At 42.7% G+C, this 25217-nt stretch carries 22 protein-coding genes, 1 pseudogene, 1 riboswitch and 1 other annotated feature (1 of these 25 cut by a window edge); of the genes and pseudogenes, 9 read left to right on the top strand and 14 right to left on the bottom strand.

Annotation, left to right across the window (positions count from 1 at the left end; all coding sequences use genetic code 11):
* Positions 1-13 precede the first annotated feature (13 nt).
* Together MKY34_RS10955 and MKY34_RS10950 are read right to left on the bottom strand one after the other, a co-directional pair.
* Entirely contained in the window at positions 14-700 is a 687-nt protein-coding gene (locus tag MKY34_RS10955) for a CoA transferase subunit A (protein ID WP_342510462.1), read from the bottom strand.
* Between the two features lie 117 nt (positions 701-817).
* The gene (locus tag MKY34_RS10950; protein ID WP_342510460.1) at positions 818-1987 is read right to left on the bottom strand and encodes an MFS transporter; all 1170 of its coding nucleotides are present in this window, start codon (positions 1985-1987) and stop codon (positions 818-820) included.
* 150 nt (positions 1988-2137) lie between these two features.
* On the opposite strand from MKY34_RS10950, the gene MKY34_RS10945 reads away from it, so the two are divergent.
* Together MKY34_RS10945 and MKY34_RS10940 are read left to right on the top strand one after the other, a co-directional pair.
* Positions 2138-3091, top strand: coding sequence for a TIGR01212 family radical SAM protein (locus tag MKY34_RS10945; protein ID WP_342510457.1), 954 nt, complete (start codon positions 2138-2140; stop codon positions 3089-3091).
* Positions 3092-3093: 2 nt separating this feature from the next.
* Complete coding sequence (locus MKY34_RS10940; RefSeq protein WP_342510455.1) at positions 3094-3681, top strand: class I SAM-dependent methyltransferase; 588 nt, start codon at positions 3094-3096, stop codon at positions 3679-3681.
* Between the two features lie 47 nt (positions 3682-3728).
* Here the strand turns inward: MKY34_RS10940 and MKY34_RS10935 are convergent, their stop codons facing one another.
* Together MKY34_RS10935 and MKY34_RS10930 are read right to left on the bottom strand one after the other, a co-directional pair.
* Positions 3729-4451, bottom strand: coding sequence for an SDR family NAD(P)-dependent oxidoreductase (locus tag MKY34_RS10935; protein ID WP_342510454.1), 723 nt, complete (start codon positions 4449-4451; stop codon positions 3729-3731).
* Between the two features lie 196 nt (positions 4452-4647).
* Complete coding sequence (locus MKY34_RS10930; RefSeq protein WP_342515241.1) at positions 4648-5187, bottom strand: 3D domain-containing protein; 540 nt, start codon at positions 5185-5187, stop codon at positions 4648-4650.
* Between the two features lie 150 nt (positions 5188-5337).
* Between MKY34_RS10930 and MKY34_RS10925 the strand changes: the two genes are divergently transcribed.
* From MKY34_RS10925 to MKY34_RS10915, 3 genes are all read left to right on the top strand, one after another.
* Entirely contained in the window at positions 5338-5853 is a 516-nt protein-coding gene (locus tag MKY34_RS10925; protein WP_342510452.1) for a GNAT family N-acetyltransferase, read from the top strand.
* A 19-nt stretch (positions 5854-5872) separates the two neighbouring features.
* Positions 5873-6448 carry a VanZ family protein gene (locus MKY34_RS10920; RefSeq protein ID WP_342510450.1) on the top strand — a complete coding sequence of 192 codons (576 nt, stop codon included), beginning with the start codon at positions 5873-5875 and terminating at the stop codon, positions 6446-6448.
* A gap of 91 nt (positions 6449-6539) precedes the next feature.
* Positions 6540-7202 carry a GntR family transcriptional regulator gene (locus MKY34_RS10915; RefSeq protein WP_342510448.1) on the top strand — a complete coding sequence of 221 codons (663 nt, stop codon included), beginning with the start codon at positions 6540-6542 and terminating at the stop codon, positions 7200-7202.
* A 54-nt stretch (positions 7203-7256) separates the two neighbouring features.
* Here the strand turns inward: MKY34_RS10915 and MKY34_RS10910 are convergent, their stop codons facing one another.
* The 5 genes and pseudogenes from MKY34_RS10910 to MKY34_RS10890 all read right to left on the bottom strand — a co-directional run bounded on the left by MKY34_RS10910 (position 7257) and on the right by MKY34_RS10890 (position 16438).
* The gene (locus MKY34_RS10910) at positions 7257-8690 is read right to left on the bottom strand and encodes a carbon starvation CstA family protein (protein ID WP_342510446.1); all 1434 of its coding nucleotides are present in this window, start codon (positions 8688-8690) and stop codon (positions 7257-7259) included.
* A gap of 315 nt (positions 8691-9005) precedes the next feature.
* Positions 9006-10407, bottom strand: a pseudogene (locus MKY34_RS10905) (carbon starvation CstA family protein).
* A 48-nt stretch (positions 10408-10455) separates the two neighbouring features.
* Entirely contained in the window at positions 10456-11823 is a 1368-nt protein-coding gene (gene brnQ / locus MKY34_RS10900; protein ID WP_342510444.1) for a branched-chain amino acid transport system II carrier protein, read from the bottom strand.
* A gap of 371 nt (positions 11824-12194) precedes the next feature.
* Positions 12195-15284: an SMC family ATPase gene (locus MKY34_RS10895; RefSeq protein WP_342510441.1), complete on the bottom strand. Its 3090-nt coding sequence runs from the start codon at positions 15282-15284 to the stop codon at positions 12195-12197.
* Positions 15281-16438: an exonuclease SbcCD subunit D gene (locus MKY34_RS10890; RefSeq protein ID WP_342510440.1), complete on the bottom strand. Its 1158-nt coding sequence runs from the start codon at positions 16436-16438 to the stop codon at positions 15281-15283. The genes MKY34_RS10895 and MKY34_RS10890 overlap by 4 nt, the downstream gene beginning before the upstream one ends.
* Before the next feature lie 150 nt (positions 16439-16588).
* Positions 16589-16692: riboswitch (TPP riboswitch) on the top strand.
* 161 nt (positions 16693-16853) lie between these two features.
* Between MKY34_RS10890 and tenA the strand changes: the two genes are divergently transcribed.
* The 4 genes from tenA to MKY34_RS10870 are packed head-to-tail and all read left to right on the top strand — an operon-like array spanning position 16854 to position 19990.
* The gene (gene tenA, locus MKY34_RS10885) at positions 16854-17546 is read left to right on the top strand and encodes a thiaminase II (protein ID WP_342510438.1); all 693 of its coding nucleotides are present in this window, start codon (positions 16854-16856) and stop codon (positions 17544-17546) included.
* A complete protein-coding gene (locus MKY34_RS10880; RefSeq protein ID WP_342510436.1) occupies positions 17533-18282 on the top strand; it encodes an ABC transporter ATP-binding protein in 750 nt (249 codons plus the stop codon). Before tenA ends, MKY34_RS10880 begins: the two co-directional genes overlap by 14 nt.
* On the top strand, positions 18279-19019 hold the full coding sequence (locus MKY34_RS10875) for an ABC transporter permease (protein ID WP_342510434.1): 741 nt from the start codon (positions 18279-18281) through the stop codon (positions 19017-19019). Before MKY34_RS10880 ends, MKY34_RS10875 begins: the two co-directional genes overlap by 4 nt.
* Complete coding sequence (locus MKY34_RS10870) at positions 19001-19990, top strand: ABC transporter substrate-binding protein (protein WP_342510433.1); 990 nt, start codon at positions 19001-19003, stop codon at positions 19988-19990. Before MKY34_RS10875 ends, MKY34_RS10870 begins: the two co-directional genes overlap by 19 nt.
* Before the next feature lie 109 nt (positions 19991-20099).
* Here the strand turns inward: MKY34_RS10870 and MKY34_RS10865 are convergent, their stop codons facing one another.
* From MKY34_RS10865 to MKY34_RS10845, 5 genes are all read right to left on the bottom strand, one after another.
* Positions 20100-21032: a metal ABC transporter substrate-binding protein gene (locus tag MKY34_RS10865; protein ID WP_342510432.1), complete on the bottom strand. Its 933-nt coding sequence runs from the start codon at positions 21030-21032 to the stop codon at positions 20100-20102.
* 28 nt (positions 21033-21060) lie between these two features.
* Complete coding sequence (locus MKY34_RS10860; protein ID WP_342515240.1) at positions 21061-21918, bottom strand: metal ABC transporter permease; 858 nt, start codon at positions 21916-21918, stop codon at positions 21061-21063.
* A complete protein-coding gene (locus tag MKY34_RS10855) occupies positions 21918-22661 on the bottom strand; it encodes a metal ABC transporter ATP-binding protein (RefSeq protein ID WP_342510430.1) in 744 nt (247 codons plus the stop codon). The genes MKY34_RS10860 and MKY34_RS10855 overlap by 1 nt, the downstream gene beginning before the upstream one ends.
* 376 nt (positions 22662-23037) lie before the next feature.
* Entirely contained in the window at positions 23038-24300 is a 1263-nt protein-coding gene (locus MKY34_RS10850; RefSeq protein WP_342510429.1) for a hypothetical protein, read from the bottom strand.
* A 121-nt stretch (positions 24301-24421) separates the two neighbouring features.
* Positions 24422-24796, bottom strand: a complete 375-nt coding sequence (locus MKY34_RS10845) for a nucleotide excision repair endonuclease (RefSeq protein ID WP_342510428.1) — start codon at positions 24794-24796, stop codon at positions 24422-24424.
* 155 nt (positions 24797-24951) lie between these two features.
* Positions 24952-25217: a binding site (T-box leader), on the top strand (it continues 13 nt past the right edge of the window).

The raw sequence follows: 25217 nt of genomic DNA, 5'->3' as shown, positions 1-25217 counted from the left end.
CTTTCCCCTTCCCTTATCGTGTCGTTAACCGTTCAATACGCTTTTCCTGCTCCGCTTGCAGTAGCCCTTGTACATAGATACTCGGTGTATGAACCGTCGCAGGATCCAAATCACCGGTCTCCACAATCTCCTCGACTTCCGCAATCGTGAATTTCCCAGCTGCCGCCATCATCGGGTTAAAGTTTTGCGCAGTCTTGTTGTAAATCAGATTACCGAATTTATCAGCCTTCGCGGCACGAATAAGCGTGAAGTCTGCACGAAGTGATTCCTCCAACACATATTCTTTACCATCAAACACACGAATTTCCTTACCTTCTGCAACGGTTGTCCCAACACCGGCTGGCGTGAAAAACGCAGGGATTCCTGCCCCACCCGCACGAATTTTCTCAGCAAGTGTCCCTTGCGGCGTTAACTCCACTTCGATTTCACCCGATAACACTTGACGTTCGAACTCTTTGTTCTCCCCTACATAAGAACCTATCATTTTTTTAATCTGCTTATTTTTTAACAGTAAACCAAGTCCCCACTCATCGACGCCACAGTTATTTGAAATAACCGTTAAATCTTTCACACCTTTGTCAACAAGTGCCAGGATTAACTGTTCTGGAATTCCTACAAGTCCAAATCCGCCAACCATTAACGTTGCGCCATCCTCAATCTGCGCAATCGCTTCCTTTGCTGATGCATAAATCGGTTTCATCTCTCAAACATCCCCCTTTGAATCACGCAAAATTATTCTTCTCTTCAATTAAATCAGACTATAGTCAATCTTGCAATGGATGATAGCATCTACGAAACCACTTAATGGCTTCTTGGCTCAGAGCCCGCTTTTTTTCAACGGTCGATCATAGAATAAAGTCGGGATAATCGCCATGCTCACTAATCCTGTCAATATGAAGAGCATCATCTGCATGCCATACAAATCGACGAGCACCCCACCCGCAAACGGGCCAAGCATACGGCCAACTGTCGCTGTAGAATTGACGATACCTTGGTAAAAACCTTCTCTCCCTTTCGGCGCAAGTTGATTGGCCAAGGTCGGAATAGCAGGCCATGCAAACATCTCTCCAAATGTCACGATAATCATCGACACAACGAACATTTTAAATGTTCCCGCGTAGCTAACAACAATAAATGACACGATAAAAATCCCAATACCAATAATAATTTGCGCTTTCAATCTACGTTCCAATCGCTTAATAATCGGATTAATCAGCGGTTGTCCCGCGACGATTAATACCCCATTCAACGTCCAGAGTAAACTGTACTCCGTTAATGTCACACCAAGCGATAGCGCGTGTGTCGAAATGGTTGTTGACCATTGTGAATAGATGAGCCATGTCAGCAAATAGCCTGACGTAACAATAAGAAGTGCATAAAACGGTGCTTTTTGTTTAATTTTCTTTTTCTCTCGAATAACGGTTGTGTGCCGATCCGGTGCAATTTCAAATTTCCGATAGCCAAAGAAGGCGATAAAGAAAAAGAGTACGTAAAAGAGCAAATTCGCTGAGAAAATATAGTCAATGCTAGCGACTGCGACGAAACCAGCAAGTGCAGGTCCAATGGCAACGCCAACGTTTTGCGCAAGATAAATGGAGTTAAACGCCTTGCGTCCACCTTCAGGCCAAACCGAGCCAACCATTGCATACATGCTTGGAAACACAATGCCTCCACTAAACCCAAGTAGCGTCAAAAATGTGATGTACGGATACCAATCATGCCGAAACACTAAGCCGACAAGCGCAAGTATCGAAATCAAAATACCGCCGATAATCGACCGAAATCCACCAATCCGGTCAAATAAATAACCACCTAGCAAGTTCCCAACGACACCAGCCCCTGCATTTGCCATTAGGACAAGCCCCGCAACTGACAGCGACTTCCCTAAATACTCATGCATATAGATGGTGTTCAATGGCCATAGAAACGAATTCCCCATGACATTGATAAACATCCCAATAACGAGCAACCATACTTTTTTAGGCATACTGTTCACCTCCTAATTAAATTTAAATTTACTTCGAGTGTATGCTTTTCTCCGCCGTTCGACAAGAAATACAAAAGAACTTTCACAGGTCAGGTGATACGTCCCCTGTGAACATGGTACAATCTACTGTTAGAGGAGTGGATAAGCAACATGGAAATTAGTGCATTACCGTTCCCTTCTGAAGGGAAACGCTATCATACATGGTCAAGACATTTAAAAGATGAGTTCGGTTTCAAGGTATTCAAAGTCGCATTGGATGCGGGGTTTGATTGCCCAAATCGAGATGGGACTGTCGCATTTGGCGGCTGTACGTTTTGTAGTGTGGCCGGCTCTGGAGATTTTGCCGGCGATCGCGTCGACCCAATCGAAGTCCAATTCGCGGAGATTCGCGATAAAATGCATAAGAAGTGGAAAGATGGCAAATACATGGCATATTTTCAAGCGTATACGAATACCCATGCTCCCCTTCCGAAGCTAAAAGAAAAATTCGAAGCTGCACTGGCGCAAGAAGGTGTCGTTGCCATGTCTATCGCAACACGGCCAGATTGTTTGCCCGATGATGTCGTTGATTATTTAGCAGAGCTAAACGAGCGTACCTATTTGTGGGTTGAACTAGGACTGCAAACTGTCCACGAAAAAACGGCCAAGCTCGTCAATCGCGCACATGATTTTGCCACATATGTAGAAGGTGTTGAAAAACTGCGCAAGCGTGGTATTCGCGTCTGCTCACATATTATTAACGGTCTGCCACTTGAAGATCGCGATATGATGATGGAAACAGCGCGTGAAGTGGCAAAACTCGATGTACAAGGCATTAAAATTCATTTGTTGCATCTGTTAAAAGGAACACCAATGGTCAAACAATATGAAAAAGGACATCTGGAGTTCTTGGAAAAAGAAGAATACATCAATCTTGTGGCAGATCAACTTGAAATCCTGCCACCAGAAATGATTGTCCACCGCATTACAGGCGACGGTCCTATCGAATTAATGATTGGACCCATGTGGAGTGTTACGAAATGGGAAGTCTTAAACGGCATCGATAAAGAACTCGAACGCCGTGGCAGCTGGCAAGGGAAACATTTTGTAAGGGAGGTGGAGTGAACATGAAACTCCTTCGTGTCCTTCCTTTTGCAAAATACTTGCTCGGGGAAACCGTTGTTACTGGCGAAACCGTTGTCGATGCCACGGCTGGTAACGGCAACGATACACAGTTTTTAGCGGAACAAGTTGGTGAAAACGGTCATGTCTTCGCCTTTGATATTCAACAAGCAGCACTCGACTCCACAGCTGAACGACTCGGTGAGTTAAATGAACGAGTAACGCTCATACTCGATAGCCACGACAATGTTGAACAATACGTCAATGGACAAATTGGTGGCGCCGTTTTTAACCTCGGCTACTTGCCGCATAGTGAGGACTTGTCGATTGTCACAAAACCCGACACGACTATCAAAGCCATTCATACAATGCTTGGTATGCTCAAAAAAGGCGGTATCATCGCTGTATCCGTCTACGATGGTCATGAAGGTGGACAAGAAGAACGCGATGCCTTGCTCGATTATGTGAAGAGCCTGCACCAATCCGACGTCCACGTCATCCGCTACGAGTTGTTAAACCAGCGGAATAATCCTCCGTTCTTAATTGCCCTTGAAAAGATGAAGGACTTTAGTTCAGTTAAACAAGTAGAATAAGACAAAAAAAAAGGTTGCTAGGCAAATCACCTGGCAACCTTTTCGCATTAAAAATTACGAATATCTGCAATCGATCCAACTGCCTGAAAATCTTCCTTTTCCATGAACATCAGCAATTTCTCCGCCGTCTGTTCCGCTGTGCTTAACAAGCCTTGTTCTTTATAACCGATAAACTGCCCAAGTAAGGGAAACGCCTCTTCTCCACTAGCTCGAATCGTTTCTTGCATACCTGTATCAATAATACCCGGGGCAATCGCCACGATATCGACTGGAAATTGCTCATTCGCCTGTTCGAGTGCGACGACTCTTGAAAAATGATCGAGCCCCGCTTTCGTTGTGCAATACGTTCCCCATCCTTCATACGCATTGCGACCCGCTCCAGATGAGATGTTAACAATGCGTTTCGTGCCTTCAAAATCCTTCAACTGTGCAATAAAGGCATTCGACAGCAACATTGGTGCCGTCAAATTAAGAGCAATCGCCCCTGCGATATCTTGCGCATTCACAAATCCTATCAAACCAATCGGATCCACCATCCCCGCGTTATTAACGAGCGTAAACGAAGTCGCCCCTGCAAGATTATCATCAATCACCGACGCTAATAGTTCCTCAAGACGATTCGTTATCGACAAATCCGCTGCAATAAAGTCTTCCATCCCCTCGGGTATTGTCCGCGCAATCCCAATCGCCTTGCTCCCCTTGTCCCGAAGTTGCTTTAAGAGCTCATAACCAATTCCCTTCGACGCACCCGTTACAATATACACATCCATTTTTCATTCTCCTTTTCAGTCTTTATATATTCTATTCCTTCTGTCAACGGTAGCATATCAAAACGAGAAAGACACTCGCCACCTGTCAAAGTAGGAGTTTTCTGTAGCTGCCGCTTCGCTTTCAGTACTAAAAGATTTGCTGAATGAAGCTAAAACAAAAACCAACTTCCCCGAAAGAAAGTTGGCGTATCGTCTATTATTCTAATATTTTTATTTTCACGTTTTTACGGCCCCATTTATAGGCTTCACTTTTTGTCGGAATAAAGACGTCTATCTTATTTCCTTTGATAGCCCCGCCAATATCACCAGCGATTGCATAGCCGTAACCTTCTACATGTACCCTTGTCCCAAGCTTGATCACTTTCGGATCGACAGCGATCACTTTGAGATGTGGATTACGCTTCAAGTTAATACCTGTTTTCGTAATCCCTGAACAACCATTACAATTCGCTGTATATGCGCTAGCAGATACGGTGAATTCCCTCACTACCTTATCAGAATCCGCCCGTGAAGGAGTTGATGGCTTACTTGCAGGTTTCTGCCCCGCTTGAATAGTTAATTTTTGATTCGGATGAATAATATTCGACTTCAGATTGTTCCACGATTTCAAATTGGCAACCGACACATTATAGGCACGCGAAATGGCGTATAGTGAATCGCCTTTCTTTACTGTATATGTTGAAGATGCAGCCGAGCTTTCATGTGCTCCAGTGACCAATAATATAAACATCATCATAAATACCCCTAGAATTTTTCTCAACTACTCTACCCCTTGCGATTTAGTCTATACTTAGGATAACAGTCTATTATTACAGGAATATTACAGCGGCTTACCTTTCCTGTTACAAAGAAATAGGAATTATTACAGAATAGGAGTTTGTGATAATTGGACAAAGTATTCATTCGAAAAGCAAATAAAAACGATGCAAAAGCCATTGCAGACGTACTTTCGAGGAGCCAGTGGTTTACATATGAAGCGCTCTATTCCAAAACATATATCCAAAAACTCATCGAACAATATTACAATGTGGAACGAATTGAACAGGAAATCGTCTTTACTAGCAAGGAGTGGCATGGCTATTACCTTGCGGAAATGAACGGTACCATTATCGGGGCCATCGGAGGTGGCATGACGGACGATACGACTGGGGAGGTGTATGTCTTTTATTTGGATCCTACAATGCGTGGAAAAGGAGTCGGCACGCGCCTTCTCAACTTCTTCACCAAAATCCAAAAGCATATATATGGCGCAGAAGAACAATGGGTGGCTGTCGCAAAGGGCAACGACTACGGCATTCCTTTCTATGAAGCAAGAGGGTTCATTTTTCAATATGAAGAACTCGCGTATGATACAACGGAAGCGGATCAAGACATTTCTTTGAAATATAAACGTACGCTATAACTGAAATTAGGTGAATACGATGACTGCAATTCTAGGCTATATCAAGGATATGCTGCCTTCTATGTTAATGGCTCTTCCTTTCATTATCCTCATTCGTGTTTTCTATCATAAAATACGGAAATCTAAGCAACTCTGTATGTATCATGAAATAGGTGTTGTCCTGTTTCTATTGTTCATGATCGCCTTATTTTCTCAAACCATTTTGACTTTTTTATATACAGGGCCAGCAGTGAATCGCTCATTTGCAACTGTCAATCTCGTCCCATTTAACGTTTTTCATGATACCTATTATGCCGTGACGGAGCTACATTTTTGGCATCCACTAATCATTAATTTTTTTGGTAATATTTGTATTTTCATGCCGATTGGCTTTATGGTGCCTTTATTATGGAGCAAATGCAATCGTTTGTGGAAAGTTGCCCTCATTGGATTTAGTATCTCGCTTTTCATTGAAACAACACAGTTGACGCAAGCACGAAGTAGCGATATTGATGATCTATGGTTAAATACAGTTGGGAGTATGCTTGGGTACGGTACTTACTATTTCATGAATAAATACTTCCCACATATCGGTCGAACCTTTAAGAAATCATAATTTTCACATACAATATATTGCATATCTTCACACATGCTATATTTTCCTGTATACTAAGTGAATAATGACTTATACAGGATGGTGATGAATCATGCCGATACCTACAGATCACGCGAAACCGATTCGCGTCACTGCGAAGGAAAATGCATTCAACCAGCTTCAACAATGGATTATTGATGGGACGCTACACCCTGGTGAAAAGCTCATTGATTCAGAGCTCGCCCAAGCATTAGGCGTTAGCCGGACACCTATCCGTGAATCCTTGCAACTGCTGGAAGTACAAGGTTTTGTAAAAATGTATCCTGGGAAAGCAACGCAAGTCACGGAAGTGGACAAGAACTCCATTACGGAACTACTGCCTCCACTAGCCGCTTTGCAGGCACTATCTGCCGAACTTGCTATTCCCCATATTACGGAAGAGACACTTGCATTGCTCGAAAGCACGAATGAGCGATTTGCGGAAGCTGTCTATACAAAAGATTATTTTTCCGCACTAAAGATTGATGAAGAATTCCATCAAATCATTGTCGATATGGCCGACAATTCCTATATTTTCTCGATGGTCGCATCACTCCAAGCACATGTCAGACGATTATTCTTCCATAATTCGATTGTCCTGACTGAACAATCGATTACCGAGCATAACCAAGTCATTCAGTTACTTAAAAAAAGAGACACCTCCAATGTTTCGTCAATTATGCGCGACAATTGGCTGCGAGCAATTGAGGAGTTTCATTCATTAGAAGCTAAGTAAAACGAAAAGCCGGTTCCCTTTCTAATGAGGGAACCGGCTTTTCGTATGAATGATTTAAGATTCTAGTAATACCGATTTTGTGACTATTTTTTTATGACGAATAATCTGTCGAACATAAAAAGCAGTAACGCCAGCCGTCAAAATTGCACCAATGATTAAGGATACCGTGTAGTTCATATTAAACCCTTCAGGTGCATAGAAAATATATGTGCAGACAACACCTGTCATAAATAAGGCTGGTATTCCCGCAATATAATGCGACTTCCCTGCCTTCATTAAAAACGCCACTGCTGTCCACAACATAATCGTTGCGGAAAGTTGGTTCGTCCATCCGACATAACGCCATAAAAATGTGTAATCGATTGTTGATAAGAAGAACATGGGGACGCCAAGCGCAAGCGTAATTCCAAGAACAATAATCTTTTTGTCGGGATTGACCCATTTAGAAATCGTTTCAGTCGCAATCATCCGCGAAGAACGAAGAGCCGTATCCCCTGTCGTAATTGGCAAAATAATTACAGCTAAAATTGCTAAGATTCCTCCAACTGTCCCTAGCAATGTAATGGAAATTTCATTGACAACACCAGCGGGTCCTCCAGCCGCCAATGCGGCTTGTAAACCACCTGTTCCACCAAAGAATGTCATGCCCGCCGCAGCCCAGATAAGAGCAATTACACCTTCCGCGATCATAGCACCGTAGAAAATTTTACGTCCTTCTGACTCTTTTTTCATCGTCCGGGACACAATTGGACTTTGCGTGGAGTGAAATCCTGAAATCGCACCGCACGAAATGGTTACCATAAGAAGCGGCCATATCGGCAAATCACCTGGGTGTAAATTCGCCAATGTCAGGTTTGGGATTGGCTGATTACCAAAAACAAGTGCGACAGCGATGGCAACTGCCATGAAAATAAGAATCGCACCGAAAATCGGATAAATTCTACCGATAACTTTATTAATTGGTAAAATCGCAGCAACTATAAAATAACCAAATACAAGAATGAGTGCACCCATGAAATTAAGCGGTGTAATTTGAGCAATTAGCTGTGCCGGTCCTGCCGTAAATGCAGCTGCAACAAGAATCATTAAAACAATTGAAATAAGTGTAATGGACTTCTCAGCAAACTTCCCTAAGTATTTCCCTACAATCTTCGGGAACTGGGCTCCACCATGTTTCAACGACAACATTCCAGAGAAATAATCATGGACTCCTCCTGCGAAAATGGACCCCAAAACAATCCATATAAATGCAACGGGGCCATAGAGCGCCCCTGCCACCGCACCAAAAACCGGGCCCAATCCTGCAATGTTTAATAGTTGGATCAGCCAACCTTTCCACCAGCTCATCGGTACATAATCCATGCCATCATTCACCGTATATGCCGGTGTTTCTCTCGCGTCGTTCACCCCAAACGCTTTTTCAACGACTTTCGAATAAACGGCGTAGCCGGCAAAAAGTAAAATTACAGCTGCAAAAAATGTCACCATTTACGCTTCCCCCTTAATATCAAGATAATGTACTGATTATTATATATTATCAGATATATAATGCAAGTGTAAATATTATAAAATAGTTAACTCTTCACAAATCATATATACAGACTATTCTTTCTGTTATAATAAACTAACTACATATGTACTAGCCAAGTTAAATCATGAACAAGCAATTAGTGATGCATCAGCGTCTTCGATGCCACGATATTTTTCAAGGTAACTACTGGTGTATAGGATAATCTCTACGGGAAGAAAAACGCCAAAGCCAGTTCCCTGTCGATGAGGGAACCGGCTTTTTACAAGTTACATTCAAGATTTCAATAAGACCGATTTCGTAGCTGTTTTTCTATGGCTAATGATTTGCCGTATATAGAAAGCAGTTACACACGCTGTTAAAATTGCACCAATGATTAGGGATTCCGTGTAATCCAAATTAAACCCTTCAGGTGCATAGAATATATATGTGCAGACAACACCTGTCATAAATAAGGCTGGTATTCCCGCAATTTAATGCGACTTCCCTGCCTTCATTAAAAATGCCACTGCCGTCCACAACATAATCGTTGCGGAAAGTTGGTTCGTCCCCCCCAACATAGCGCCATAAAAACTCATAATCGATTGTCGATAAGAAGAATACCGGAATGCTAAGCGCAAATGTTATACCAAGGACAATCACCATGTTATCCACGTTGACCCATTTGGCAAGCGCTTCAGTCACCATCATCCGAGAAGAGCGGTATCCCCCGTCGTAATCGGCAAGATAATGACCGATAGAATCGCCAAGATGCTGCCAACTGTTCCTAACAGCGAAATGGAAATTCCATTCACAACGCCAGCCGATCCTCCGAAAAATGTCATACCTGCCGCGGCCCAGATAAGAGCAATCACACCTTCCCCAATCATACCTCCATAGAAAATTTTACGTCCATCTGACTCTTTTTTCATCGTTCGAGAAACAATTGGGCTTTGTGTCGAATGAAAACCTGATATTGCCCCACAAGAAACAGTCACCATAAGAAGTGGCCATATCGGCAAGTCACCTGGGTGTAGGTTCTCAAGTGTTAGATTCGGAATAGGCTGCTCGCCAACAACAAGGGCGACAGCAATTGCAACTGCCATGAAAATTAGGATTGCGTCAAATAATGGATAAATTCTACCAATCATCTTATTTACAGGTAAATTTTAGCTAGTATAAAATAACAAATTACGAGTATAAGTGCCGCTATAAAGCTAATCGGTGTAATTTGGGCAATTAACTGGGCTGGCCCAGCGGTAAATGCGGCTGCAACAAGAATCATTAAAGCCATTGAAGTCAGCATGATAGATTTCTTAGCAAACTTCCCTAAATACTTCCCGACAATCGTCGGGAAGTATGCCCCACCATGCTTTAAAAACAGCATTCCCGCGAAGCAGTCATGTACGCCACCCGCAAAATACTACCAAAAACTGGACCCAATCCTGCAATGTTTAATAATTGGATCACCCAACCTTTCCACCAGCTCATCGGCACATAATCCATACCATCATTTACCGTGTATGCGGGTGTTTCCCTCTCATCATTCGCTCCAAATACTTTTTCAACGACCTTCGAATATACAGCATAGCCGGCGAAAAGTATGATTAAAGCTACAAAAATGTCACCATCTATGCTTCCTCCTCCATATAGAAATAATATATCAAAAAAATTATTCGTAAAAAAGCACATCATCATGCTTCATATAGGATGAAGCGTGATGATGTGCCAAAAGTAATTATTCAATTATGCCTTTGCCTTTGCCTTTACAATAATAGGTCCTTGTAAACGTGCCACGATGCCTGTAACTAACATGATTGCCAGAACCGGCAGTAGCCATCCTAGACCTTGACTGTAGAAAGGTAATGCACGCTCATAGAACGAAACAATCGGTGACATCCAACCAAAATAATCGATTTTCAGTGAATCACAAAGTGTTTTCAACCCATCAATTGTACTAATCATAAAGGTCACAACTGTTGCCGAGACATAAACTAGACGTGAATGATGAAACAGAGGTGACGCAAATGTTAGCAACATTAATGAGACTGCTAACGGGTAAAGGAACATTAACACTGGAATTGAATAGGTAATAATATTCGCCAGTCCAAAATTCGCAACAACAAAACAGAACGTCGTGAAAAATGTAACAAACATTTTGTAACTAATTTTAGGCATCAACATGTGGAAATACTCTCCACAAGCTGTCATTAAGCCAATACTCGTCGTCAAACACGCAAGGATAATAACGACTGCCAACATGACCAGTCCAAATGTGCCAAAGTAATACGTCGAAGCTTCGCTTAAAACGGGTCCTCCCGTATCAAAAAGCCCCAACATTCTCGTACTCGTAGCACCCAAATAAGCAATGCCAACATAGATAATCGCAAGGAATGCGGTCGCAACTGCACCTGTTTTTGCGGTTGCCGCTAAAATACCACGCTTACTCGTGACCCCCATTGATTGAATAACATTGATAACGATAATCCCAAACACGAGTGACGCCAACGCATCCATCGTATTATAGCCTTCCGTAAATCCTTTCATGAAGGCTCCACTGGCATAAGCCTCCTGTGGAGATTCCATCGCACCCATCGGTTTGACAACAACCATGACCAGTAAAGCAAGGAGTAAAATGATAATGCCCGGTGAAAGAATCTTACCAACGCGGTCAACAATTTTCGCAGGGTTCAACGATAGCCACAATGTAACACCGAAGAAAATCAACGTGAAAATGATAGACGCAACTTGCAGATTTCCTTCACCTATAAAAGGAGCAATTCCAATATCAAACGCAACAGCTCCTGTACGAGGCGCTGCGAAAAACGGTCCAATTGTTAAATAGAGAAGCGCTGTAAAAATCACTGCATACAATGGATGTATACGACTTGCAAGATCCTGCAAATTCCGGCTTCCTGAAAAGCCAATGGCTAAAATCCCAAGAAACGGTAGTCCCACACCCGTAATGAGAAAGCCAATAATCGCTGGCCATAGGTTTGTTCCAGCATATTGTCCAAGCTGCGCAGGGAAAATTAAGTTTCCTGCTCCAAAAAATAAAGCGAATAACATAACGCCAATTACAAGGTATGATGAAAATGGTAATTTCTTTTGCATAGTTCCCGTTCCCCCTTCGATGTAAAATACTAAATTGTGTGATATATCAGTGAGATAATAATACTCTTTTTATTTATAAAATGCAATATATTACTGAAAATAATATTTAGTTCACAGCGCTAAAAAATTGTGGATTCCCCTTTCAAATCCAGCATTTTGAAATCTCATAACATTTTTTGTCTTTATTTTAATATTCTATTTATTCGATAAAATACCCGTTTACCTTCTACGCGTAAACGGGCTTGACTACTATAGGTTGAACAAAAGAACCTTCCTATACACTGCTCGGCGCTTGGGGATGCCTTCCGCGACCACTTGTAAAGCACCTTCGCTGGAGAATAGTGAAAATCATAAGTTCCATTATATAGTACCTATTTAATAACAAACTGCGTTCGACTATGTCCATCTCTCGATTTTTTCACTTCCAAAATAGCTGGGAATGCCGCTTTCAGTTCTTCCACATGCGAAATAACGCCAATCATTCGCCCAGACTTTTGCAAATCAATGAGCGTATCAATTGCTTTCGTCAACGACTCTTCATCAAGCGAACCAAATCCTTCATCGATAAACATCGTATCAATCGACACAGCACCTTGGTAACTTTGAATGACATCTGCCATACCAAGCGCTAAACAAAGAGAGGCATTGAATTTCTCGCCCCCCGACAATGTCTTCACATCACGCGTTTGCCCTGTATACGCATCGTATACATCGAGCCCTAGCCCACTCTGCCTGCCCCGAACTTCTTGACGGTCACTGCGTATCAATTCAAACTGTCCACTCGACATCTCTTTCAATCGCTCATTGGCAGACTGAATAATTTGCTCCAAGTATTCGATCTGAATATAACGCTCAAATGATAGGCGTAAGCCATTATGCCCTCTCACCACATCATAAAGATCCGTCACTTTGCCAAATGTTGTTTCAAGCGCAGCAACACTTTTCATAGACTCGCTGATTTTTTCTTGTAGTTCTACCGTGGTTTCCGCAAATTCCTGCGAGCGATTATAAGCAGTTAAAGCCGTTTCATATGTGGTCTGCAATTCAACGAGAGCTTGCTCTACTCCGCTGACATCTACTTTTTCTTTTCCTTCCAACAATGCCGAAAGTTCTTTCATGGCTTCACGTGCAGCATAAAATTGTTGTTTAAAATGCTCAATTTCTGCTTTCAATGAAGTACGTGACGTTTCATCCATTTTGGAATCGTGATAAGCTTGCTCGGTCGGGAACTCTGATTTTTGCAACGCTTCCATAAACCGTTTCTCTGCTACCCCCTGCTTATCCTCCATTTCAATGAACGACGTTTTCGCATGAATTTCAGCTGATTGACTCGTCGTGAAACGCTCTCTTCCTTCTTCACGACGTTGCTGAATCATTTCCCATGCCCGATCCAAGTCCCTTTTTCGTTGCGTAAATGTAGCAATACGTTGTTCGAGCACATGTAGCTCTCGAACATCTTCAGGAATGGTATACAGTGTTTGCTCAAAAAGTGCTTGTTCTTTTTCATACGAGGCACTTCCTTCAAATACAGCCCGTTCGATGACCACCTTATTTTCCGTCAGCTCGTCTGCTATTTTACTTTGTTGAATCCACCCCTCTTTCAATTGACTCCATTGCTGTCGGGCTGAGCGCAGGCTAGCAACTTCTTCTTCCAGCTGTTTTTTCGTCGCATTCCATTTACTACTTTCTATTTCCGCCTCGTTATCATCAATATTCATTCTTTCGAGTTCTTCCTTTTTCATCATCACTTGTTGGAATGCACTTTCAAAATTCGCTGCGGCAGTCCGATAATCGCTTTCAATGCGTGCAAGTTGCTTGTTCGCTTTATCAAGCTCTTCCTTGGTAACCTCCGTCTCGCCGCGATGTGCTTTCTCTGGATGTTCAATACTTCCACAGACCGGACAAGCCACTCCATCATGAAGTGTTGCGGCTAACGTTGCGGCTTCATTCATCAACCAATCTTCGGCTAACTGCTCATATTCTTTGCGGCTATTTGCGTAGACAACTTCCTGTTTGTTGCGCTCATTCTCACATTGCACCATTTGCGCTTGCAATCGAATAAACTCATCGACCACTCGGCATTTTTCAGTCATAGCCGCTAATAATTCAACTTGTTCATCAAAAACGCTAAGCTTTTGTTCTAATGCATCCAACTGTTTTTTGAAGACATTTACTTTTTCTACTTCTAGTACGGATTTTTCAGTGATTGCCTGCAAGGTTGACTGTCGCGTACGCAATTCATTTTCCAATCTAGTCAGCACTTCTTTTTGAGTTGCCAGCGCTGACACTTTAGGCAAGGCATCCTGCAAACGGATTAAGTTCTCTGTCAATTGCTCACGTTCAGACTTCTTACTTTCTTCTGCCCTATACTGCGCTTCGATAGCTTTCACTTCTTGTGCAATGACCTGAACCGTATGAGCCGTCTTTTCAAGATGCGCTTTTTTAGCACCCACTTCTCTCGTTAACTCAACAAATTGCAGTTCCAATTGTTCAATCGCTGCTGCACGTTCTGCATTTCCAAGTCGCTTCGCTTGTTGCTCTAAAAACGGTACTTTATTCGCCAACTCGGTATAAATGACCTGCCTTTTTGCTAACTCATCGAAGCGCTCATTGACGCCTTTCGCTATATGATACTTTTCAAGCATCGCGGCATGCTTTTGGATAGCCGTCTCGTATCGTTCCTTATCCACAACGATTTTCTCTTTATAAAACTGTTGCTCGATTGCCAGCGCGCTCATCACTTGGTTATCATTAAAATTTTCTGTTGCCAATACGGCAAAAATCGCCGCTTCACGCCGTGGTAATCGCGATGGAATTTGCTTAATCAGCCCATCTTTTTGCCGTTGTTCATTCACGAGTGCAACTTGTGCTCCATCCTTTTTCCCTTTGAGTTTCTCAACTATTGCGCGATAAGGCTCGGTCTTAAAGATTTTGCGCATAATCGCTTCTTTATTCTCCGTATCAGATGTTAAAAACTTCCGAAATTCTCCTTGCGGCAGCATGACAATTTGACTGAATTGCGCTTGTGTAAAGCCAAGCAATTCGGTTACTTTTTTATCAATTTCCGAAACGATTTGCCGGTCTACAACTGGCACTTCTCCGTCAGCCGTTACCTCATACAATTCATAACGGGCAGCTGTTTTGGTTTTATTGCCTTCTTTAATATAAGGAATCTGACGAAGAATACGATATGTACGATTATGAATAGCAAACGTCAACTCAACCGTCGTCGGTACTGTATCGTCAGCAAAGTCACTGCGCATAGCCCCACTATCTGTACGGTCTTCTCCACTTGCTTGTCCGTACAAGGCAAAACAAATTCCATCAAAAATCGTTGTCTTGCCAGCACCTGTTGCGCCCGAAATAACAAATAACTGATTGTCTTTGAGCTCTCTAAAATCGACGGTTTCTGTCCCTTTATATGGACCAAATGCCGTCATCGTTAGTTGAATGGGTCTCATGATTCCAGCCCCTCCTTATGCAATACTTCATGAAGGACTTGTGCAAATAATGCTTCCGTTTCTGCATCCGCCGCTTCACCTTTCGTCTCTTCATAAAAGGCTTTAAACAGCGCTACATCATCCTGTTTGCCACGTTCGATGCGGTGCTCCTTTTCCTCTCGACGTGTCACGACAATCGTTTTGCGTTCCACATGCATAGCATTCGGATAAACCGACCGAATTTTTTCCATTGGAAATAAAATCGGTGTCTGATCCAACAGTTTGACAAAGACATAATCCTCACTCACTGGGTGCGTTAAGATTTCTTCCATCATTCCTTCCACCGTCCGCATATCATACTTCGGTGTCAAAGAACGTTTTTCAACTGTCACTTGTCCTTCTCCATCTAGCTCAACGATGAAATAGCCTTTGTTATGATATTGTTCAGAAATAGAATATTTCATCGGTGAACCTGCGTATCGGATTGTTTCATTCAACACATGATGCGCTTGGTGTAAATGTCCCAACGCGGTGTAGTGGAACGGTTCAAAGAGATGCGCAGATACATATTCTGCACCACCTATCGCTAGTGGACGTTCTGAATCACTCGTGTTGGCTTCGCTTTCTCCGTGCGAAGTAACAAACGCATGGCCAACAAAGACATGGCGCACATCTTCCTGCATATTGGCACGAATCCCATCTGTTACTTTCCTCATCGCCTCTTGATGATTGGAAATCGTTTCATCCTCATACAAATGCTTGACAACAGAAGGATCGGCAAACGGCACAAGATGAAAGTGGACTTCACCAAACACATCATTCAACACAATCGGTTCAATGTCTTTAGTCAATTGCCCTGCGATGAAATAACCGTTTCGTTGCATCAGTCCGCTACCAAATTGCAGACGACTGGGACTATCATGGTTTCCACCAATCGCTAATACCGGAATACCTAACTCCATAACAATTTTACCAAGCACTTCGTCCAACAAAGCGACTGCTTCCGTTGGCGGAACAGCTCGGTCATACAAATCCCCTGCGATAATGACCGCATCCGGCTGTTCTGCTTGAATCGCCTCTATGAATTGCTCCAATACATAACGTTGACCGTCCGTCATATAGACACCTTGCACAAGCTTACCTAAATGCCAGTCCGCTGTATGAAAAAACTTCACTGTCATTTCCCCTCTCACCGCTCTTTTCTACTACTTTACAGGAAAGACTCCCAAAAATGAAACAGACATTCCTTTCCTCCTATTTCCAAAGTTAAGGTTGACCTTCTATTTTCACTATGCTTATAATGAGGGCAAGTCCAATTGCATAAGTTTCACCGCTAGGGGTGCTCGAACAGAGCTGAGAGAGGCAGGTGCCTTGACCCTTATAACTTGAACTGGTTAATACCAGCGTAAGGAAGAGGTGCTGACAAGATATTCTGCCAGTCTGTTTGGCCGGATGACTCTAACTGTCTACAACCCACTTCTTCAAGGAGTGGGTTTTTATGTCGTTCAGCAACAGTCATTTGCGGCTAAATAACGGTAAAACCTCTAGTGGCATAGTCTATTGGGCAAAATCAAAAGGAGTGTTGGAACAATGAAATTCACTGATCGCTTACTCGAAAAGACCCTACCCATTTGGAGACAGAATCATAGCCACCCGTTTGTACAAGGTATTGGCGATGGTACGCTCGACCCCGATAAATTCCGTTTTTACATGGTACAAGACTATTTGTATTTGATTGATTATGCGAAAGTGTTTGCGATTGGCGCTGTTAAAGCAGACGACTTAGAAACGATGGGCAAATTTGCAACGCTGCTTGACGGCACGCTTAATACAGAGATGGCGCTCCATCGCAGCTATGCTGCACGCTTTGGGATTTCCGAACAAGAATTAGAAACGGCAAAGCCTTCGCCAATTGTATTGGCCTATACACATTATATGTTGCATGTTTGTCAAAACGGGACGGTAGCTGAAGTGATTGCAGCATTGCTACCTTGTGCCTGGAGTTATTGGGAAATTGGGAAAGAACTGAACGCCATTCCAGGTGCGGCGGATCACCCATTATACGGAGATTGGGTGCGCATGTATTCCTCCGAGGAATTCGGAGAACTTGCCGGTTGGTGTATCGAGTTGATGGACAAAGCGGCGACAGGTAAACCGGAAAACGAGCTGCTGAAACTTGAAGAAATCTTCCTCAATACGACACGCTTTGAATACATGTTTTGGGATATGGCGAATGACAAGCAGATGTGGCCTGGGGCTGAAATCACGCATGCTAACGTTTGATAAGGCTTCATTCACCTACCCATCTGGTAGTATGATCCTCGACGAGCTGTCGTTCACGATTCAGCCTGGAGAGTTCATATCGATTGTCGGTGTTAGCGGATCTGGAAAAAGCACCATTTTCCGCCTTGTGACAGGGTTAGACGAGCCCAACACTGGCTCTATTTCACTTGCCGGGGAGCAAAATGGACAACGACTTGCCAAAGTGGGCTATATGCCCCAACAAGATTTGCTGTTGCCATGGCGCACCGTTTTGGAAAATGCCTGCTTGCCCCTCGAACTAGCAGGTATCGATAAGCCATCCGCACGGGAACAAGTGCTAGCTCTATTGGATGAATTCGGACTTGCCGGAACGGAAAATCGTTATCCTGGTGAACTGTCAGGTGGTATGAAACAGCGCGTTGCTTTTTTACGCGCTGTCCTTTCCGGCAACTCTCTCCTGTTGCTAGATGAACCATTTTCAGCACTCGATGCAATCACACGACTTTCTATGCAGGAGTGGCTAATTGACCAATGGAAAAAGCGACAAGCGACCGTGTTATTCATTACCCACGATGTCGAAGAAGCCTTATTGCTATCTGACCGTATTTTTTTATTGAAAAATAAACCCGTCACCGCCATTGAAGAAATCGAAATTCCACTGGCAAAGCGGCGAACAAGAAAAGCCATTCATCATCCTGAAATGATTGCGTTGAAAGAGCAATTGCTTCATCAGCTACGAAGTGAGGTTCACATATGAAAAATGCCTCTTCTCTCGTTATCATGATTTTATTTGCCGTCGCCTGGGAGCTCGTTGCACGGCTGTTCAATAAAGCATTCATCCTACCTTCTCCCACTCAAATTGCTGTGCGATTTTGGGAACTGAAGGATGTACTATTACTAGAACATTTACCCATCACCTTGCTAACCATCATCATTGGACTGATTATTTCCATTGGTTCAGGTGTTGCCATCGCTGTCTGGATGTCCGCCAATTCTAGCGTTCGCAAGGCACTGTATCCGATTTTAATTGCCTCTCAAATGGTTCCAATCATTGCGCTAGCGCCGATTTTTGTCTTATGGTTCGGCTATACCATCTGGAGCAAAGTTGCCGTCACTGTACTCATTACCTTTTTCCCGATTACCGTCAATACGTTTGACGGGTTGTCTGCCGGCAAAAAAGACATGTATGAATTGTTGTTAACGATGGGCGCTACGAAAAAAGATATTTTCTTAAAATATTCGATCCCTGCCGCACTCCCCCATTTCTTTTCGGGCTTAAAGGTCGCCGTCACACTGAGCGTCATTGGGGCTGCCATCGGAGAATGGCTCGGTGCACAGGCAGGGCTCGGTTACTTTAGTCGCCGCATGATGACACAGTTCGATGGCGCCGCCGTCTTTGCGCCGATTGTCGTGCTCACTGCCGTCGGAATCATCCTATTCCTCATCGTTAGCTATCTGGAAAATCGTTTATTAAAATGGAGGTCAAAAAGTTGAAGAAAATCACATTATCCTTAACGAGTATTGCACTTATTTTATTGCTCAGCGCGTGCAATAAAGAAGAAACGAACAAAGTCAGCATCATGCTCGATTGGTATCCAAATGCTGTACATAGCTTCCTTTATGTCGCGGAGGAAAAGGGCTATTTTGAAGAAGAGGGGATCGAACTAGATATCCAATTCCCAGCCAATCCGACTGATCCCATCAATCTTGCCGCTGCAGGAAAAGTGACAATGGGCATTACCTATCAGCCGGACGTCATCATCGCACGTTCCGAACAAGATATCGACGTGAAATCCGTCGGCGTCCTCGTTCGTTCACCATTGAATCACGTTGCTTTTTTGAAGGAAAGCGGCATTGAATCACCGAAGGATTTAGAAGGAAAAACGGTCGGCTATTCAGGCATTCCTTTAAACGAAGCCATTCTTGAAACGATGATGGAAGCGGATGGCGCCGATTTTAATAAAGTGAAAATGGTCGATGTTGGTTTCGAATTGAATTCCTCCTTAGTATCAAAGAAAGCGGACGCTGTTATCGGTGCCTACATTAATCACGAAGTACCACTCCTGGAGTATGAAGGGTTTCCTACAGGCTACATTGACCCGACAGATTATGGCACCCCTTCTTTCTATGAACTGCTCGTTGTAACAAGTGATGACACTTGGAAGGAAGAACAACAAAACATCGAAGCCTTTTGGCGTGCAATCAGTAAAGCTTTTGACGACATGGACAAAGACCCAGAAGAAGCGCTAGCCATTTTACTGAAACACCAAGATGAGGCCAACTTCCCTCTCGTCGAGGAGGTCGAAAGAGAGTCACTATCTATCCTTCTACCGAAAATGAGGGCCGCTGGTACGTTTGGGGAACAGGATGAAGAAACATGGCAACTGACAGCCGATTGGATGAAAGAAACCGGTTTATTGACAAAAGAGGCGAACTTGGATGGAATTTTTGTCAATATGAAATAAGAACTTTGCAAAGTGTCCCGTTCCAAATGAACACACTTTAAGTATGCTCTTCCTAAAAAAGCGAGTCATGCATCATCTAAAAGAAGATGATACATGACTCGTTCATTTTTTATTTTCCCAACCCATCGGCAATCATTTCAGCATTCCACTTCACCATCTTGATATAGGTGTCCCCATCGCTACCAGCTTCTCCTAATGAGTCCGTAAATATTTTCCCATGGATAGGTACACCCGTTTCTCTTGATACCATCTCCATGCTTCGTGGATCAACACTAGATTCCAAGAACAAAGATGGAACGCCGCCATCTTTGATGATACGAATAATGCTCTTCAGTTGCTCTGGAGTCCCTTCACTATGTGAATTGATTTCCCAAATGTAAGCGGCTTGGAAGTCATAAGCTGCCGAGAAATATTTGAATGCACCTTCGCTCGTGACAAGTATGCGTTTGTCTTCTGGAATCGCATGCATCATGTCAATAATCTCTTCATGAAGAGTCTCCAGCTCCGCAATATATTTTTCAGCGTTTTTATCATAGTCATCCGCATTCGCAGCATCGATTTCCTTCAATGCATCACGAATATTTTTAACATATGTGATGCCATTCTGAACGTCGAGCCAAGCATGTGGATCCTCTTCATTCTTATGTTCATCCGAGTTAAGAAGCATCGGCTCAACCCCTTCACTCACACGAACCACATTGTCATCTCCAACTGATTTCCCAGCCGTTTCAACCAGTTCGTTAAACCAAGCATTTCCTTCTTCCAAGTTCAATCCATTATAAAATATTATATCTGCATCAGTTGTCAACACAAGGTCGCCAGGAAGCGGGTCATAGTTATGAGGATCTGATCCGATTGGCGCTAAACTATGCACCTCCACATGATCTCCCCCAACATTTTTTATCATGTCATAGACGATTGAATACGTTGTAACAATTTTCACTTTGTCATCTTGCTCTTTTGGAGAATTCCCCTCTTGGCTACACGCAGATACCAAAACCGCGATAACCATTGCTGTAAACAGTAACATCAATTTCCTCATCAATACTCTCCCTTTCATTCCAATTATTTTAAACAGTAACAGCTTTTTTCTTTTTCTGTCGAATCATTCGCAGTAAAATCCCTTGTTTCGGTGAAAGTAATAATGATAGGATAAACAACGTTGTCGCCACGAGAACGATAGTTGCACCTGATGCAAGATTATAAGTGAAGCTTAAATACAACCCACCTATTGCAGAAATCACTCCAAATAATGCTGACAAGCCAATCATGATTGATAACCGATCTGTCAGTAAGTATGCCGTTGAAGCTGGTGTGATGAGCATTGCAACAACGAGGATAATACCGACCGTCTGTAACGATGCCACTGTCACAAGCGTCAACAACGTCATGAGAAAGTAATGAATCAGCTTGGTCGGCAAGCCATAAGCTTCTGCCATAATCGGATCAAAAGAACTGACTAACAATTCTTTATAGAACAGATACACACTAATCAAGACGATGATGCCTATAATGAGTGTCGTCCACATATCTGAAGGCCTTACCGCCAATACATTTCCAAACAAAATATGATATAAGTCGGAACTGCTTTTCAATGCTGTAATCAGGAGTATTCCCAAAGCAAAAGCTGCCGTAAAAACAATTCCAATTGAAGAATCGTTTTTCACCCGGCTATTTTGACTTATGAAACCTATCCCGATAGCAGTCAAAAGCCCTGTCATTACCGCCCCTATGAAAAAGTTAATGCCTAACATATACGAAATCGCCACACCTGGTAACACGGCATGAGAAATAGCATCTCCCATCAATGCCATTCCACGTAATATGATAAAACAACCAATTATGCCACAAATCACGCCGACCATCACAGATGTAAGCAAAGCTTTTTGTAAAAAACCATACTCCATAACTGCGTTTATAAAATTAATCATGTCGGCATCACCATTTCTTCTAAAAATGATAATTGTCCGCCATACGCTTTAGCAATATTTCGCGGAGTAAACACGTCTTTCACAGCGCCACTTGATATGAGTTCCTTATTTAACAGCAGTAACTCATCAAAATATTTTTCCGCTTTGCTCAAATCATGGTGAACAACAATGATTGTCTTCCCTTCATCCCGTAGCTCTTTTAAAATCCTCACAATCACTTCTTCACTTGCCACATCAATACCAACAAACGGTTCATCCAGAAGAAATATATCCGTTCGCTGGGCGAGTGCTCGGGCTAAGAAAACCCTTTGTTGCTGCCCCCCTGATAATTCGCCAATTTGTCTATCTTGATAGTCCAACATATCTACCTTCTCCAGACATTTCAGCGCCCATTCTTTTTCTTTCCTCCCCGGTCTTTTCAGTAGACTAACAGATGGATACGTACCAATCAGCACAGTTTCTTTCACCCTAATTGGAAAATCCCAGTCAATCGCACTCCGTTGTGGAACGTAAGCAATCCGTTTACGCACTTCTTTCAACGTCGAACCAAGTATACCGATTTCACCCGAGTCTTTTGGAATCAAGTTCAACATCGCTTTCAACAAAGTCGATTTCCCTGCCCCATTCGGACCGATAATTCCAACAGACCTCCCCTGGGGAATTGTAAATCCTATATCATGTAACACTTCTTTTCCGTAATACGATACATGTAAATTCGAAACAGTAATTGCGTTTTTCATTTCCAGACACCCCCATACATTTATCTATATGCAATAGTTTCCCTAAGGCAACTTATACCGTAAATTTTTTTTGCCCAAGGGAAACTTTATGGGCAAAAAAATAAACTCCAGCGTTCTTTCCTAAGGGAAACTTTCTGTCTTTATGATAAAAGATTCAAGATGAAATGTAAAGAAAAAATTTTGAATTAGTTTTGTTACTACGGAAAACTAGTCGACAAATGGGAAGTCCTATTGAATGGCAGTAGGCGGTACTAGCTGAAAAATCTACACTTTACAACTTGTCCGCGCTACGAAACGTTAGAATTTCCTAATCTATGTATACTGAAAATGAGGATACCGATTTTCACGGCATCCTCATTTGTCGATTCTACTCACTTTATAGATCACTCAATGAAATAACTTCTCCCGTCACCGCATCCACCGCTTCCGCAGCATCCAGCAAGCCACAAAGTATATACTTCCCTGTTAACTTATCGTAAATATATGTGGGGTCAAGTGTAATATACGAAACCATCTTTTCAAACGCCTCGTCATGTGTCACAACTACCTGTTCCGCTGGCTCAAAAGTATCAAAGATCTCCATCATCGCCCCGTTATCAACGAAATTCAAGACAGCCATATTTTCCGGTTCGATAAACACAACAACTTTACGCTTAAAAATCGTGCGTTGCTCCGTCATAATTTCACAATGTGCTTCGATAAAGTGCTCTTGAGGCCGCAGTTCTGCCAACTGCCATTTCCCCGATTCAAGCGGGTATTCTGACCTCAAAACATCACGGGTGAGTTCTTTACTCCGCTCAATTTGTGCTTCAGTTAAGGTTAGTTGTTCACTGACACCAACATGACCAAATGCTTCTTCGGCAGTCGCTTCAGAACGAAAGAATAGTTCTTGCCTCTCAATTATTAGTTCCTGTGGACTATCCCATTTCACTATTTCCTCTATTTTTACAGCGGTACGTTCATGTTCGAAAAATGGAATCACTCGTTGCCCGTCCACCGTCACAAAAACCTCTTCCATTGCATAAGCCGGAATGAATCGATTTTCCGCTTCAGATGGAAACTGTATAAGCTGCAACTGTTGTTTAACAAGTGGCTCGATTTCTTCTAGCGTTAACGTGAATGCCGCTTTTTGAATATCCTCTTGGCGTGGAGCTATCCCGTATCGAGAATAGGAAGTCAATTTACCTTCTTCATCAAATTCCACATCAATCATCAGACCTGGTGTCATTCGAATCCCCTCCACATCCCTCTCATAGCGGAACCCATCGTCAGTCGCTTGCGCTAGTCTAAAATCGCTGCCATACGTTAAACCCGTCTGCTTTTCAACCCAAGCCGCCACTTCTTCAGGCGTTTTTTCGACAAATTGTGTTTTCGTTGAAAATGACTGCCCTTGCACAAAAATAACACTGTCAAAACGCCGCGCTTGAATATGATAGTCAATGCATGCCGTGCCTTCTGGATTCATATCTTCTTCCACAGGCTCAGTCAATTCCTTCGGAAACCACTCCATAGTAAACAGATAATACACTTCACCTTTTACATCCCGCTGTTTAGTAATGGAATGCCTCTCCAAATCATAAGCATCCAAACCAAATTCCACTTGTGCTTCATCGACAATCTTTTGTAACCGTTCGTCCATTACGCCCACCCTTTTCTTTGTATGTAGTCAAAAAGAAGAGCCGATTGCACATAGCAGTCAGCTCTTTTCAACCTGTTACACCTTATCAAGACATCCATCAAGGACGAAACAGGGTTCGTGTTCACTCGAAAAATACTTTATCAACGTTATATTTCGCACGTTGTGTATTAATGATATACGTTTCATAAATTTCACGTTCCATTGGGTCTTCAACAATGATCACAGAAATTTGCTTTACTTCATTACGATGATCTTTAATTGGTGACACCGTATCTTCAAAATGCTTTTTCACACGTTGGCGTAATTTACGCGCTTTCCCTGCAAATAGCAACTCATCTTTATTGTTATAAAACAGAATGATGCCGCCTTTATCACGTGGAATTTCATGTAAATCAATAAAGCCATAAATCGGTTTAATCGGCGCAACACCTGGACCCATTTCCTGTTTACGTTGTACGATTGTAATATCTGGATTTGGTACTGTAATGTTAATCATTTCAACTTCACGTCCTCTACTATTGTGAACTTAAATCCTACCACAAAACTTCACGAAATGCGAAGAAACGCTTCAGTTGGATTGGCTTTTAACCAACTTAATTTCCTAAAAACATTGACCTTTCTTTCAGCTTCATGTAAAGTACTCACTAACATATAAAAGCGATGAAGAGAAAAGTAAAGTGCATAGGATTTCTCACAGAAAGCTTCGGTAGCTGAAAAGAAGCAGAAAGACTCCACTTGAACAATGGCCTCTGAGCTCTGCCTTGAACGTGTACGTAATTGTACATCAGTAGATACGCAGCGGGAGTTGGTACCCGTTACCAGAACCACAGTTTAAAACCTATCACGATCGGGTTTTGTACTTGTTGAGGTTGCTTATGCGAATAAGCGACGAATAAAGGTGGTAACACGAGAATAGA

This window comes from Sporosarcina sp. FSL K6-1522 (assembly GCF_038622445.1).
Lineage (GTDB): Bacteria > Bacillota > Bacilli > Bacillales_A > Planococcaceae > Sporosarcina.
The sequence above is the reverse complement of the archived record's forward strand: the minus strand, read 5'-3'. Positions and strand labels throughout refer to the sequence as shown.